The sequence below is a fragment of the Neorhizobium sp. T25_27 genome (genome assembly GCF_002968565.1).
GTDB classification, from domain to species: domain Bacteria; phylum Pseudomonadota; class Alphaproteobacteria; order Rhizobiales; family Rhizobiaceae; genus Neorhizobium; species Neorhizobium tomejilense.
In genome coordinates this window covers 98,895-111,680 of sequence record NZ_PVBJ01000014.1, presented here as the reverse complement: position 1 = coordinate 111,680, position 12,786 = coordinate 98,895, and the positions used below count along the sequence as shown (strand labels likewise).

General features: G+C 61.4%; 15 protein-coding genes and 1 tRNA gene. 11 read left to right on the top strand and 5 right to left on the bottom strand.

The window, feature by feature from the left end; translation table 11 throughout:
• The first annotated feature begins 254 nt into the window (after positions 1 to 254).
• The gene (locus tag C5J24_RS28345; protein ID WP_245446822.1) at positions 255 to 773 is read left to right on the top strand and encodes a hypothetical protein; all 519 of its coding nucleotides are present in this window, start codon (positions 255 to 257) and stop codon (positions 771 to 773) included.
• Positions 774 to 888: 115 nt separating this feature from the next.
• Here C5J24_RS28345 and C5J24_RS28340 read toward each other — a convergent pair.
• A tRNA-Arg gene (locus tag C5J24_RS28340) sits at positions 889 to 965 on the bottom strand.
• Positions 966 to 1,221: 256 nt separating this feature from the next.
• Here C5J24_RS28340 and C5J24_RS28335 point away from each other — a divergent pair.
• Entirely contained in the window at positions 1,222 to 1,737 is a 516-nt protein-coding gene (locus C5J24_RS28335) for a disulfide bond formation protein B (RefSeq protein WP_105422808.1), read from the top strand.
• A 42-nt stretch (positions 1,738 to 1,779) separates the two neighbouring features.
• Here the strand turns inward: C5J24_RS28335 and C5J24_RS28330 are convergent, their stop codons facing one another.
• Both C5J24_RS28330 and C5J24_RS28325 read right to left on the bottom strand, forming a co-directional pair.
• Positions 1,780 to 2,337, bottom strand: a complete 558-nt coding sequence (locus C5J24_RS28330; protein WP_007767848.1) for an HNH endonuclease — start codon at positions 2,335 to 2,337, stop codon at positions 1,780 to 1,782.
• A gap of 101 nt (positions 2,338 to 2,438) precedes the next feature.
• The gene (locus C5J24_RS28325) at positions 2,439 to 3,080 is read right to left on the bottom strand and encodes a DNA-3-methyladenine glycosylase (RefSeq protein WP_105422755.1); all 642 of its coding nucleotides are present in this window, start codon (positions 3,078 to 3,080) and stop codon (positions 2,439 to 2,441) included.
• Between the two features lie 48 nt (positions 3,081 to 3,128).
• Here C5J24_RS28325 and gluQRS point away from each other — a divergent pair, with 48 nt between their 5' ends.
• Entirely contained in the window at positions 3,129 to 4,025 is an 897-nt protein-coding gene (gene gluQRS / locus C5J24_RS28320) for a tRNA glutamyl-Q(34) synthetase GluQRS (protein WP_205836983.1), read from the top strand.
• On the opposite strand, the gene C5J24_RS28315 is transcribed toward gluQRS, so the two are convergent.
• The gene (locus C5J24_RS28315) at positions 3,954 to 4,928 is read right to left on the bottom strand and encodes a YihY/virulence factor BrkB family protein (protein ID WP_105422753.1); all 975 of its coding nucleotides are present in this window, start codon (positions 4,926 to 4,928) and stop codon (positions 3,954 to 3,956) included. The genes gluQRS and C5J24_RS28315 overlap by 72 nt on opposite strands.
• 70 nt (positions 4,929 to 4,998) lie before the next feature.
• On the opposite strand from C5J24_RS28315, the gene C5J24_RS28310 reads away from it, so the two are divergent.
• From C5J24_RS28310 to C5J24_RS28280, 7 genes are all read left to right on the top strand, one after another.
• Entirely contained in the window at positions 4,999 to 5,832 is an 834-nt protein-coding gene (locus tag C5J24_RS28310) for an SDR family oxidoreductase (protein WP_105422751.1), read from the top strand.
• 17 nt (positions 5,833 to 5,849) lie between these two features.
• Complete coding sequence (locus C5J24_RS28305; protein WP_037081726.1) at positions 5,850 to 6,053, top strand: twin transmembrane helix small protein; 204 nt, start codon at positions 5,850 to 5,852, stop codon at positions 6,051 to 6,053.
• Between the two features lie 15 nt (positions 6,054 to 6,068).
• Positions 6,069 to 6,641, top strand: a complete 573-nt coding sequence (locus C5J24_RS28300) for a cob(I)yrinic acid a,c-diamide adenosyltransferase (RefSeq protein ID WP_105422749.1) — start codon at positions 6,069 to 6,071, stop codon at positions 6,639 to 6,641.
• 24 nt (positions 6,642 to 6,665) lie between these two features.
• Entirely contained in the window at positions 6,666 to 7,412 is a 747-nt protein-coding gene (locus C5J24_RS28295; protein ID WP_105422747.1) for a rhomboid family intramembrane serine protease, read from the top strand.
• Positions 7,413 to 7,551: 139 nt separating this feature from the next.
• Positions 7,552 to 8,298 carry an electron transfer flavoprotein subunit beta/FixA family protein gene (locus tag C5J24_RS28290; protein ID WP_105422745.1) on the top strand — a complete coding sequence of 249 codons (747 nt, stop codon included), beginning with the start codon at positions 7,552 to 7,554 and terminating at the stop codon, positions 8,296 to 8,298.
• Between the two features lie 19 nt (positions 8,299 to 8,317).
• A complete protein-coding gene (locus C5J24_RS28285) occupies positions 8,318 to 9,247 on the top strand; it encodes an electron transfer flavoprotein subunit alpha/FixB family protein (RefSeq protein WP_105422743.1) in 930 nt (309 codons plus the stop codon).
• Between the two features lie 145 nt (positions 9,248 to 9,392).
• Positions 9,393 to 10,274: a 3-hydroxybutyryl-CoA dehydrogenase gene (locus tag C5J24_RS28280; RefSeq protein ID WP_105405298.1), complete on the top strand. Its 882-nt coding sequence runs from the start codon at positions 9,393 to 9,395 to the stop codon at positions 10,272 to 10,274.
• A gap of 331 nt (positions 10,275 to 10,605) precedes the next feature.
• On the opposite strand, the gene C5J24_RS28275 is transcribed toward C5J24_RS28280, so the two are convergent.
• Entirely contained in the window at positions 10,606 to 11,274 is a 669-nt protein-coding gene (locus C5J24_RS28275) for a TlpA disulfide reductase family protein (protein ID WP_105422741.1), read from the bottom strand.
• 23 nt (positions 11,275 to 11,297) lie between these two features.
• On the opposite strand from C5J24_RS28275, the gene argH reads away from it, so the two are divergent.
• On the top strand, positions 11,298 to 12,701 hold the full coding sequence (gene argH / locus C5J24_RS28270) for an argininosuccinate lyase (protein ID WP_105422739.1): 1,404 nt from the start codon (positions 11,298 to 11,300) through the stop codon (positions 12,699 to 12,701).
• Positions 12,702 to 12,786: the final 85 nt, after the last annotated feature.

Sequence of the window (12,786 nt, the reverse complement as noted above, 5' to 3'; positions counted from 1 at the left end):
CGAGGCTTTGCACGGCGTAGTTTCTGGGCATCCGGGACGGTTGGCCTGTTCGCTTTTTAATCGGTCGAGCGGAACCGGCCTTCGGCGTGCGCGTTTGCGGGCTAGGGGTGACAAAGTCGGCGCGGACGACGAGACCTGCCTCGGGTCCGGTCGAAGTGGCGGCGCGATCCGAAATGCGACCCCGCGCAATAGTCATCGGCCCGACATTCATGTCCGAGTGCTGGCGCGCAAAGCCATCCGAAAGAGGCGTATGCATGCGTGCGTTCTCTATTACGTCAGATGGGCAACTCGCGATAACGGCGAGCGAGACTTCGTCGAAAAATGATTTCGACTATTTGATAGGTAAGTGGAACATCAGAAATCGTACATTGAAGAAACATCTGGCCGGCAGCGACGAATGGGAGGAATTTGACGCGACCCAGGAACTCCGCCCCGTATTGCTGGGGTTGGGCAATTTCGACATTTTCCGTACGGAATTTGACGGAAAGCCATTCGAAGGCCTCACCGTGCGATTATTCGATCCGCAGACGCGCCTGTGGACGATCTACTGGGCTGACAGCAACGCAGTGAAACTCGACGGCGGAAAGGTTGGCTCGTTCGACGGCGACAAAGGTGAATTCTTTGGCCGTGAGGTTGTCGCCGGCAAAGATGTTCTCGTGAAATTCCATTGGGACAAGCGCGACCCCAAAGCCCCGATTTATAGCCGGGCGTTTTCCGCTGATGCAGGCCGAACCTGGGAATGGAATTGGTACTCGAACTTTTCACGACGGTGATCGACTAAGTTGGCCCAAACGATCTCGCCCCATTCGAGTCGGGACGATCGTATTCCATATCACGGAGCGCATGATGCGGGGCTACTTGGATTTCTTGGAATTCTCGCCGGAGAAATGGCGCACCCGACAGGATTCGAACCTGTGACCTTTGGAATCGGAATCCAACACTCTATCCAGCTGAGCTACGGGTGCTAACCTGTAAGGCGATGACTCGCCTCCGTCCGATGGTGGTTCTTAGCTCAGGATGTTGCCCGCATCAATCGCCAATTTGCGGTCGACGCAAATCATCCGAAGGCGACACCGTGTTTTCCGCAAGGCGGAGACTGGTAACGCGCCTCCCGCGGCGATCGGGTGTCGAGTTCAAGATAATTTGTCTTACGGCGCCGGCGCATCTGCTCTATGGGAGGCCATGGCGTCCCGGCCGGTCGAAACCATTCAGGAGAAGCGCATGGCGCTGACAGCTTCCACACCCCGTTCCCGCGCCGGCATCGGCTACACCGTGGTCGTGACGCTCGGCATGGCGGTGACCGTCGGCGGGGCGCTGGCATTTCAGTATATCGGCGGCTACATCCCCTGCGCGCTCTGCCTCCTGCAGCGCGATCCCTATTATTACGGCATTCCGGTCGGCATCCTGGCGATCGTCGTCTCGGCAATCGGCCTGCCCGCCTCGGTCACCCGGGCGCTGCTCGTCGTCATCGGCGTGATGATGCTGGTCGGCGCCGGCATGGGCGTCTATCACGCGGGCGTCGAATGGGCTTTGTGGGAGGGTCCGGCAAGCTGCGGCGGCGGGGCTGGCGTCACCACCAATGCCGGCAGCCTGCTTTCCGATCTGAACACGGTCCACGGCCCGTCCTGCACCGAGGCAGCCCTTCGCGTGGCTGGCCTCTCGTTTGCCGGCTGGAACGTGATTGCGAGCGTGATCCTCGCCGCCATCGCATTCCTCGGCGCAAAAAAGGCCGCGTGAAGCGGCCTTCCAAATTCCAGATCCCTGCTGCGCCCATCCGTCTTACGGCTGCAGTTCCGTATCCCAGTAGAGATAGTCCATCCAGCTTTCGTGCAGATAGTTCGGCGGGAACAGCCGGCCGTTATTGTGCAAGTCCTGCACCGTCGGCTGATAGGGTTTCTGGTGCGGAAACATGGCGGCCTGCTTGGGCAGCTTGCTGCCTTTCCTCAAATTGCAGGGCGAACAGGCGGCGACGACATTTTCCCAGGTGGTCTCGCCGCCATGAGCGCGGGGAATGACGTGGTCGAAGGTCAGGTCGTCGTGCTCCCCGCAATACTGGCACTCGAACCGGTCGCGCAGGAAGACGTTGAACCGGGTGAACGCGGGGTTGCGGGTCGGCTGGACATAGGTCTTGAGGCTGACGACGCTCGGCAGCTTCATCGAGAAGCTCGGCGAGCAGACCGAATGATCGTATTCCGCGATGATGTTCACACGGTCAAGAAAAACTGCCTTGATCGCGTCCTGCCAGGACCAAAGCGACAAGGGATAATAACTCAGCGGCCGGTAGTCGGCGTTCAGGACGAGCGCCGGCAGGGCCTGCGGGGAGACTGCAATCGTCAAATGACGCTCCTACCCGATTCGGCATCCGTACTTTCTATATTAGGTCCGTTGTTACAGGAATGTGAAGCCCAATAAATGCAGTGGGATACTTGTTCCCGGCTTCAGCCGAGAGGTGTGACGTCGCGGCGCATTTTCGCCGCATAATAAGCCCAGAAAAGCCGGGCCGCGACGGATCGCCACGGCGCCCAGGTTTCAGCCATCACCCCCAGATTTTTAGCCGACGGCCGTGTTTCGAGGCCGAGCGCATGGCCGACCGCGGCCTGCAGCGCCACGTCGCCCGTCGGAAAAATATCGGCATGTCCGCCGCAAAACATCAGGTAGACTTCCGCCGTCCACGGACCGATGCCGGGAAGTGCCGTCATCTTGCGGATCGCTTCACCCGTTTCGAGCGCGCAGACGGATGCGAGATCGAAATGCCCTTCCGAAATTGCTGTGGACAAATGAAGAAGCGTTGCCGCCTTTGCACGCGAAAGGCCGAACGTGGCGATAACGGCGGTGTCGAGCGCCCGATATCCTTCGGCGGTCACCGGGCCGGCGGCCGTTATCCTCCGCCAGATCGCCTCGGCACTCGCCCTCGATACCATCTGGGAGACGACGATCGACGCAAGGCCGGAAAAGCCCGGCTCGTTCAGCCTGAGCGGGACCGGGCCGGAAGCCTCGACGACATCGGCAAGCCGCGGATCGAGCGCCACCAGCGCCTCGAGCCCTGCCTGGATGTCGGAATGATCGCGGATGATCGCCACCGCCTGTCTCCCCACCGGTTGCCTCCCCATGGCCGTTTTTCAAAAAGCATGGCAGAAGAAATCATGCCCGCTCCGCCTTCTGATAAACCGGTCTATCGTTTCGCGCCAAGCCCGAACGGGTTTCTGCATCTCGGCCACGCCCTGTCGGCATTCCTCAACCACGACACGGCGAGCGCGAATGGCGGTCGTTTCCTGCTACGCATCGAGGATATCGACCTTGCGCGCTGCACGCCGGAGTTCGAGCAGGCGATCTATCGCGATCTCGCCTGGCTGGGGCTTGGATGGGAAGAGCCGGTGCGGCGGCAATCCGAACAATTCGACGCCTACCACGCGGCACTTGATCGGTTGACCGAGATGGATCTCGTCTATCCGGCCTTCCTGACCCGCGGCGAGGTGAAAGCCAGGGTCGCGGCCTGCGAGGCGGATGGGAAGAGCTGGCCGTGCGATCCGGACGGGTCCCCGCTCTATCCCGACGATGACCGCCATCGCAGCGAGACCGAGCGGCGGAGGCTGATCGCCGATGGGGTCCGGCACGCCTTTCGTCTCGACATGGGAAAGGCACTTGGCCTGATCGAGGCACCGCTGAGCTGGATCGAGACCGGCGACGGAGAACGCGGCGAGATCATCGCCGATCCGTCGGCCTGGGGCGACGTGATCCTCTCCCGCTCGGATGCACCGTCAAGCTACCATCTGTCGGTGACGGTGGATGATGCCGCGCAAGGGATCAGCCATGTGGTGCGCGGGCTCGACCTTTTCGAAGCGACGGCGGTGCACAGGCTGTTGCAGGAACTGCTCGGCCTTCCCCAGCCGGTCTACCACCACCACCGGCTGATCATGGGAGCGGATGGTCGGAAGCTCTCGAAAAGCGAGGGCTCAACCGGGCTCGCGGCGCTTCGCGGCCAGGGTTTCTCCGTTGCCGACATCCGTCGCCTGGTTGGCTTTTGATAGCGCTTCGCCGCGCTTGCGGCGCTCCCGCCGGAACCGGGAGAAGACCGAATAGATCCGGTATTTCATCAGGGCAGCGTTGAACTCGGCACCGAGAATGAAGATCACGCTGATCATGTAGAGGAAGACCAGCACGATCATGATCGACGCCAGCCCCGCATAGGTCGCCGCATAGTTGGCGAAAGTCGACAGGTAGGAAGCGAAACCGAGACCGAACGCGGTCCAGATGACGATCGTCAGCGTCACGCCCGGCAGCACGTCGATGATCCGCCTCCGCCCGGCCGGCAGCCATTTGTGCGAAAGCAGCAGGCCGATCATGAGCAAGAGGGCTGTGCCATAAAAGCCCCAGTTCGCGGCCCGCGTCAGGTCGCCGATCAGCCAGGGAAAGCGGGTTTCGGCAAAGCGAAGCGCGACAGGCACCGCGACGAGCAGGATGCTGATCACCGCGAAGATGACGACGGCGACGATCACATAACCGAGGCTGGCGAGACGGGTCACGTACCAGGGCCGGGTTTCCGTCACGCGGTAGGCGCGGTTGAGGGAAATCCTCAGCGCCTCGACCCCGTTGGAGGCGAAATACGCAGCCGCCAGGACCGAGATCGTCAGCAGCCCGCCGCGCGGGATTTCCAGCACCTGGCGGATCTCGGAAGCGATCGGTGCGGCGATATTCGCCGGCCAGGTGTCGAAGAGGAGATGCACCGCGGTCTCCGAAAAACCGCCGGCTCCTAAGAAACCGGCGAGCGCCGTGCCGAAGATCAGGAACGGAAACAGCGCCAGCAGGCCGGAAAGCGCGACATGGCTCGCCATCGCCCAGCCATCGTCATCCGAGAAGTGCCAGTAGGCGTCCCAAAGAACCTTGAAGGCGAGGCGATACCACCGGACGGGGCGGTTTTCTTCGGGCAAGGGCAACTCCGTTGTGACGTGGCGGGAAATATGGGAGGAACTCTGTCGATTGTACAGGGAGCCTTACTCAATGGCCGAAAATAGAACGATCATCGTTACCGGCTGTTCCTCCGGCATCGGCGCCCATTGCGCCCGGGCTCTAAAGGCGGACGGCTGGCGGGTGTTCGCGACGGTGCGCAGGCAGGCAGATCTTACCCCGCTCGAAGCAGATGGCATCGAAACCCTGCTGATGGACTATACTAGGCCCGACACGATCGCAGCCTTGGTGGAAACCGTGCTGGATCGCACCGGCGGACGGCTCGATGCACTGTTCAACAACGGCGCCTACGGCCAGGCGGGTGCAGTGGAGGACCTGGGGACCGACGTGCTGCGCGAGCAGTTCGAGACCAATTTCTTCGGGTGGCACGAGCTGACGCGGCGGGTGATCCCGGTCATGCGCGCAAGGGGCCAGGGCCGCATCGTCAACTGCTCGTCGATATTGGGGCTGTTGCCCTATCGTTACCGCGGCGCCTACACGGCTTCGAAATACGCACTTGAAGGCCTGACGATCACCATGCGCATGGAACTCGAAGGCAGCGGCATCGGGGTGAGCCTCATCGAACCCGGCCCGATCACCTCGCGCTTCACGGCCAATGCTCTTGCCAAGATCCGCGAGCATGTCGACCTCGAAGGTTCGGTCCATGCGGAGCAGTATCGTCGGCAACTGAGGCGCCTCGAGGGAGGTGGGCAGGCCAGCCGCCATAAACTGGGACCTGAGGCGGTCTATGACGTCTTGACGCATGCCTTGACCGCACCTCGTCCGAAGCCACATTATCTGGTAACGAAGCCCGCCAAGCAGGGCGCTTTCCTGAAAAGAATACTCCCGGCCGCGCTCTTTTATAACCTGATGCGCCGGCTGGATTGAAAGGCAGCAATCCGACAATGTCTACTTTCACAACCGTGCTTGCCCTGATCGTCATGGGCCTCGTCGCGCTCGTCCTGATCCGCGGGCTGTTCAACATGCTGAAGGGCACCGACGCCAACAAATCCAATAAGCTGATGCAATTGCGTATTCTCTTGCAGGCGGTTGCAATCGTCCTCATCATGCTCACTCTCTGGATTACGGGCGGCGGTCGCCCGACCTGATTCTGATGACGGCGGATGGTAAAGCTCAACAAGATCTACACGCGCACCGGCGATAACGGCACCACGGCCCTGGTTTCGGGTCCGCGCCGCGACAAGCACGACCTGCGCGTCGAAGCCTATGGCACGGTCGACGAGACCAATTCGACGATCGGGCTGGCGCGCCTGTATATGTCCGGCATGGCCGAGCTCGATGCCATGCTCTTCCGCATCCAGAACGACCTTTTCGATCTCGGCGCCGATCTTGCCGCGCCGGATACCGGCGAGAAGCTCGACTACGAGCCGCTCCGCATCGTCGAAGCCCAGGCGACGCGGCTGGAAGCGGAGATCGACGCGCTGAACGCCCATCTCGATCCGCTGACCTCCTTCGTGCTGCCGGGCGGCTCTGCCGCCGCCGCTCATCTTCATCTTGCCCGCACCGTGTCGCGCCGCGCCGAGCGGCTGATGGTTGAGCTTTCCCGAAGCGAGACCGTCGGCGCCCCGACGCTGAAATATATCAACCGGCTTTCCGACTTTCTGTTCGTGGCGGCGCGTTTTGCCAATGACGGCGGCAAAGCCGATATACTCTGGATCCCGGGCAAGAACCGATAACCGCAACGGCGGAGGAGCCACAGCATGTTCATCCCGCTGCACGACGCCGTCGAACTCAAATACATCCGCGTGCAATATGTCACGATCAGCATGATCGCCATCAACGTGCTGATATGGCTGTTCACCAATTTTTCCGCGCCTGAAGTGGCCGAACACGCCTCGCTCGGGCTCGGCTTCATTCCGGCGGTAATCTTCAACTACGCGACGCTCGATCCGTCGCTGGTGATCGTGCCCGACGACCTGACCTTCGTCACCTATGCCTTCCTGCATATCGACTTCTGGCATCTCGCCTCGAACATGCTGTTCCTCTGGGTGTTCGGCGACAATGTCGAGGACGCGCTGGGGCATGTGAAGTTCCTCGCCTTCTATCTCATCTGCGCAGCGGCGGGCGCCGCTCTCCATGGTTTCGTGGCGTCAAGCTCGGAAGGCCCGCTGATCGGTGCATCCGGGGCGATCTCCGGCGTGGTTGCGGCCTATTTCCTGCTGCATCCTCGCGTGCGGGTCTGGGTGCTGGTGCTCTTCCGAATTCCGCTGCCACTGCCTGCCTTCATTCCGCTGGCGCTCTGGATCGTCCAGCAGTTTGCGATGCTGGCGCTCGATCTCGACGGCATGGTCTCCTGGGGCGCACATGTGGGCGGCATCATCGCGGGCGCCATCCTCGTGCTGTTCATGCGCCGCAAGGGCGTGCCGCTGTTCGACCGCAACATCGTGACCCCGAAGGCAGTCGAGCTTAAGCCGGACGTTCCACGGATCGCCGCGGCAACCGAATAGAACTATGAGAAAACGGCAATGCCCGGCGGCAAATCCGCGTTGTAATCGCGCGAAAAATGCGTATCCATGTCGCCAACTGACAAATGAGGAAGCAGCAAATGTCGCAATTTGCGGCTGGAGATAGTCAAGGAAGGACCCCATGAAGATCCTGGTGCCAGTCAAGCGAGTGGTCGATTACAACGTGAAGATCCGGGTGAAGCCGGACGGCACGGGTGTCGAGCTTGCGAATGTGAAGATGTCGATGAACCCCTTCGACGAAATCTCCGTCGAGGAGGCTTTGCGGCTGAAGGAAGCCGGCAAGGCGGAAGAAGTGGTGGTCGTGTCGATCGGCCCGGCCAAGGCCGAAGAAACACTGCGCACCGCGCTCGCCATGGGCGCCGACCGGGCGATCCTGGTCGAGACCGACGACGTGGTCGAGCCGCTTGCCGTGGCCAAGATCCTGAAGGGTATCGTCGATGCCGAACAGCCGGGACTGATCATCGTCGGCAAGCAGGCGATCGATGACGATTCGAATCAGACCGGCCAGATGCTGGCAGCTCTGCTCGGCTCCGCCCAGGCGACCTTTGCCTCGAAGATCGAGCTCGCGGACGGTTCCGCAAAAGTGACCCGCGAAGTCGACGGCGGCCTGCAGACGATCGAAATCAAGCTTCCGGCCGTCGTCACCACCGACCTTCGCCTGAACGAGCCGCGTTACGCCTCGCTGCCGAACATCATGAAGGCGAAAAAGAAGCCGCTCGACAAGAAGGCTCCGTCAGATTTCGGCGTCGACACCGCGCCGCGCCTAAAGGTCCTGAAGACCGAGGAGCCGGGCGGCCGCAAGGCAGGCATCAAGGTGAAGACGGTCGAGGAACTGGTTGGCGCCTTGAAGACCGCCGGCGTTCTGTAAGGAAAGGGAGAACATCATCATGGCCATTCTTCTTCTGGCAGAACACGACGGTTCGAGCCTCAACGACCAGACCGCCAAGGCGCTCTCGGCCGCCTCTAAAATAGGCGGCGACGTGCACGTGCTGGTCGCGGGCTCCGGCGCCAAGGCTGCGGCCGACGACGCCGCCAAGCTTGCTGGCGTCTCGAAGGTGCTGCTCGCCGACGATGCGGGTCTCGCCAACAACCTGGCCGAGCCGCTTTCGGCTCTGATCGTTTCGCTGGCCGGCTCCTACGACACGATCATCGCGGCTGCGACGGCATCCGCCAAGAACGTCATGCCCCGCGTCGCGGCGCTGCTCGACGTCATGCAGATCTCGGAAATCATCGAGGTGGTTTCGGCGGATACCTTCAAGCGTCCGATTTACGCCGGCAACGCCATCCAGACGGTCCAGTCGACCGACGCCAAAAAGGTGATCACGGTGCGCACCGCCTCCTTCCAGGCGGCTGGCGAAGGCGGTTCCGCCTCGGTCGAAACTGTCTCGGCTGCGGCGAACCCGGGCCTGTCGAGCTTCGTTTCGGATGCCCTCTCGTCGTCCGAACGCCCGGAACTGACCTCTGCCAAGATCATCATTTCCGGCGGCCGGGCACTTGGTTCGTCTGAAAAATTCCAGGAAGTCATCCTTCCGGTGGCCGACAAGCTCGGCGCTGCCGTCGGCGCAAGCCGTGCCGCGGTCGACGCCGGTTACGCCCCGAACGACTGGCAGGTCGGCCAGACCGGCAAGGTGGTCGCTCCGGCGCTCTATATCGCCGTCGGCATTTCGGGCGCCATCCAGCATCTCGCTGGCATGAAAGATTCAAAGGTCATCGTCGCCATCAACAAGGATGAGGAAGCCCCGATCTTCCAGGTCGCCGACTACGGCATCGTCGGCGATCTCTTCGAAATCCTGCCGAAGCTTGAAAAGGCACTTTGAGCCCGGTTCATTTCGCAAGCGCGAAAAATGCTGGCAAAACGACATGTAGCGGAATAACAATCTGCCGGGCTGCATACATGCAGTCCGGCATTTTCATAAAATCGGCGTACGCTAGAGATAGCGTAAACGCCCAGGGAGCGAAACCATGGGTTTGGTCATAAAAAGCATCGGCGTCATCGGAGCAGGCCAGATGGGCTGCGGCATTGCACATGTTTCGGCTCTCGCCGGTTACAAGGTGCAGATGTACGACGTGTCCAAGGACCGGATCGAAGCAGCGCTCGCCACCATCAACGGCAATCTCGCCCGCCAGGTCTCCAACGGCAAGCTCGGCGACGACGAGCGCAAGGCAGCTCTTTCGCTAATTGCCGGTTCTTCCGACCTCAACGATCTCGCCCCGATGGACCTGGTGATCGAGGCTGCGACGGAAGACGAGAGCGTCAAGCGCAAGATCTATGCGCAGGTCTGTCCAGTCCTTAAACCCGACGCCCTGCTCGCCACCAACACCTCTTCGCTTTCCATTACCCGCCTGGCGTCGGCCACCGACCGTCCGGAGCGCTTCATGGGTATACATTTCATGAACCCGGTTCCGGTCATGAAACTTGTCGAGCTGGTCCGCGGCATCGCCACCGACGAGCCGACCTTCCGGGCCGCCAAGGACTATGTCACCGCGCTCGAAAAGACAGCGACCGTCGCTGAGGATTTTCCGGCCTTCATCGTCAACCGCATCCTGCTGCCGATGATCAACGAAGCGATCTACACGCTTTATGAAGGCGTCGGCTCGGTCGAGGCGATCGACACCGCCATGAAGCTTGGCGCCAATCATCCGATGGGCCCGCTGCAGCTCGCCGATTTCATCGGCCTCGACACCTGCCTGTCGATCATGCAGGTCCTGCACGACGGCTTGGCGGACAGCAAATACCGCCCCTGCCCGCTTCTGGTGAAATATGTCGAAGCCGGCTGGCTCGGCCGGAAAGCCGGCCGCGGGTTCTATGACTATCGCGGCGAAGTGCCGGTGCCGACGCGGTAAGCGGACGCTATTTTGGCCTTGCCTTGTCAGAAAAGGCATTTCAAACTATATTGACGGAGTGAGAGGCGAGCTTTCGCCCGCCTCTCTGGTTTATTTTTGGAATGTGACCCGCACGCTTGCCTGCCAGCTCGTGCGGGTTTTCCGTAAGATAAACGTGATGCTAAATGGCATGAGCCACATAGTTCACTCTCCAATTGGATGGCGAGGCCTTCGCCGGGTCGGAGGAGCCCATCTCCTCCGATGCGCCTGACAGGCGCGCGTCTGCTTTGGCCATCACAACCAAACGCAGCATAAAGTAGCAGTGTGAATTACTTCAATTGAAAATTGCGGACTAAGGCCCCTTCGCCGCCGTGATCAGCGCCTTCGCATCCGGGCTGTCCCAGGCTGCCGGGCCATTCATTGCCGAAATCAGGCAGCCTTTCTTATCCATGATCAAGGTCACCGGCAGGCCGAAGGCGAGGCCTTCCTTCTGCAGCGAATTGAAGACGCCCATCGAGCTGTCGCGGTAATAACCGAGCGCATCGATGCCGTATTCGGCGAGAAAGGCCTTGGGCTTCTCGTCGCTGCCGGTATCGATATTCACCGCCACGACCTCGAAGTCCGGACCGCCCATGCCCTTCTGCAGCGCGTTCAACGCCGGCATCTCTTCCCGGCACGGGCCGCACCATGTGGCCCAGAGATTGAGGAGAACCGTCTTGCCGGCGAAATCGGCGGCCCTGAGGTCCTTTCCGTCGGGCCCCTTGAAGGCGAGATCGAGCGGCCTCGGCGGCCGGGCGGCAACCATGGCGGCGACCTGGCCCTTGGAGAATTGCGAGACCGACTTCACTGTCTGGACGGCACCTTCGCAGGCGCCGGAGGATTGGGCGAGAAGCCCGCTCTCGCCATTGCCAGACCCCATACTACTCACGTATACCGCCACGGCACCGGCAAGTATTCCCGCAACGGCGGCAATCACGATCAATCTGGCGGACGGAAGGCCGAAAGGTCTTTTGGTCGTCATCAATTACTCCAGGACTAGGCATCATGGCTGACGGCACGAAGGACGCAGTATCCTCCAACCAGATGTGGGGCGGACGCTTCGCTTCAGGGCCGGATGCGATCATGGAGGAGATAAATGCCTCGATCGGTTTCGACAAGAAGCTGTTCGCCCAGGATATCCGCGGCTCAATAGCGCATGCGACGATGCTGGCGGAAAAGGGCATTATTTCGGGCGAAGATAAAGACCTGATCGTGTCTGGCCTGAACACGATCATGTCAGAGATCGAAACCGGCAAGTTCGAATTTTCCAGGCAGCTCGAAGACATCCACATGAACATCGAGGCGCGGCTGGCAGTGCTGATCGGCCCCGCCGCCGGACGCCTGCACACGGCCCGCTCCCGCAACGACCAGGTGGCGCTCGATTTCCGCCTTTGGGTGAAGGAAGAGCTCATCAAGACGGAAGCGATGCTGACCGGCCTGATCGCCACCTTCCTCGACCGCGCCGAGGAACATGCCGATACGGTCATGCCCGGTTTCACCCATCTCCAGACCGCCCAGCCGGTCACCTTCGGCCATCACTGCATGGCCTATGTGGAAATGTTCGGCCGTGACCGCGCCCGCGTCCGTCACGCGATCGACCATCTCGACGAAAGCCCGATCGGCGCCGCAGCGCTGGCCGGCACGCCCTACCCGATCGACCGCCACATGACGGCCAAGGCGCTCGGCTTCCGCGAACCGACCCGCAACTCGATCGACACCGTTTCCGACCGCGATTTCGCGCTGGAGTTCCTGTCGGTCGCGGCGATCTGCGCCGTGCACCTGTCGCGCCTCGCCGAAGAAATCGTCATCTGGTCGACGCCGCAATTCGGTTTCGTGCGCCTGTCGGATGCGTTTTCGACCGGCTCGTCGATCATGCCGCAGAAGAAGAACCCGGATGCCGCCGAACTGGTGCGCGCCAAGACGGGCCGCATCAACGGTTCGCTGGTGGCGCTGCTGACCGTCATGAAGGGCTTGCCGCTCGCCTATTCCAAGGACATGCAGGAGGACAAGGAACAGGTCTTCGATTGCGCCGAGAACCTGGAACTGGCGATCGCCGCCATGACCGGCATGATGCGCGACATGACGATCCGTGCCGACAAGATGCGCGCCGCCGCCGGTGCCGGTTATTCGACAGCGACCGACCTTGCCGACTGGCTGGTGCGTGAAGTCGGCCTTCCCTTCCGCGACGCCCATCATGTGACCGGCCGTGCGGTGGCGCTTGCCGAAAGCAAGGGCTGCGACCTTTCCGAACTGTCGCTCGAGGAATTGCAGTCGATCAATCCTGATATCACCGACAAGGTCTTCAACGTCCTCTCCGTCGACGCTTCGGTCGCCAGCCGCACCAGCTTCGGCGGCACCGCGCCGGCGGAAGTGAGGAAGCAGATCGCCTGGTGGCGCGCCCGGAATTGATGTCGGCCGCAACGAACGCCGAGAAGTGATGCCGGATAGTGACTGCACAAGGGCGCGGAACTTCGCTATGAAAGTTCCGCAGCCG

Bases quoted from the DNA above. Each gene is read 5' to 3' on its own strand.
- C5J24_RS28280 (WP_105405298.1), top strand. From the start codon at position 9,393: ATGGGTTTGGTCATAAAAAGCATCGGCGTCATCGGAGCAGGCCAGATG.
- gluQRS (WP_205836983.1), top strand. From the start codon at position 3,129: ATGGCAGAAGAAATCATGCCCGCTCCGCCTTCTGATAAACCGGTCTAT.
- C5J24_RS28310 (WP_105422751.1), top strand. From the start codon at position 4,999: ATGGCCGAAAATAGAACGATCATCGTTACCGGCTGTTCCTCCGGCATC.
- C5J24_RS28300 (WP_105422749.1), top strand. From the start codon at position 6,069: ATGGTAAAGCTCAACAAGATCTACACGCGCACCGGCGATAACGGCACC.
- C5J24_RS28290 (WP_105422745.1), top strand. From the start codon at position 7,552: ATGAAGATCCTGGTGCCAGTCAAGCGAGTGGTCGATTACAACGTGAAG.
- C5J24_RS28285 (WP_105422743.1), top strand. From the start codon at position 8,318: ATGGCCATTCTTCTTCTGGCAGAACACGACGGTTCGAGCCTCAACGAC.
- C5J24_RS28335 (WP_105422808.1), top strand. From the start codon at position 1,222: ATGGCGCTGACAGCTTCCACACCCCGTTCCCGCGCCGGCATCGGCTAC.
- argH (WP_105422739.1), top strand. From the start codon at position 11,298: ATGGCTGACGGCACGAAGGACGCAGTATCCTCCAACCAGATGTGGGGC.
- C5J24_RS28345 (WP_245446822.1), top strand. From the start codon at position 255: ATGCGTGCGTTCTCTATTACGTCAGATGGGCAACTCGCGATAACGGCG.
- C5J24_RS28305 (WP_037081726.1), top strand. From the start codon at position 5,850: ATGTCTACTTTCACAACCGTGCTTGCCCTGATCGTCATGGGCCTCGTC.
- C5J24_RS28295 (WP_105422747.1), top strand. From the start codon at position 6,666: ATGTTCATCCCGCTGCACGACGCCGTCGAACTCAAATACATCCGCGTG.
- C5J24_RS28275 (WP_105422741.1), bottom strand. From the start codon at position 11,274: ATGACGACCAAAAGACCTTTCGGCCTTCCGTCCGCCAGATTGATCGTG.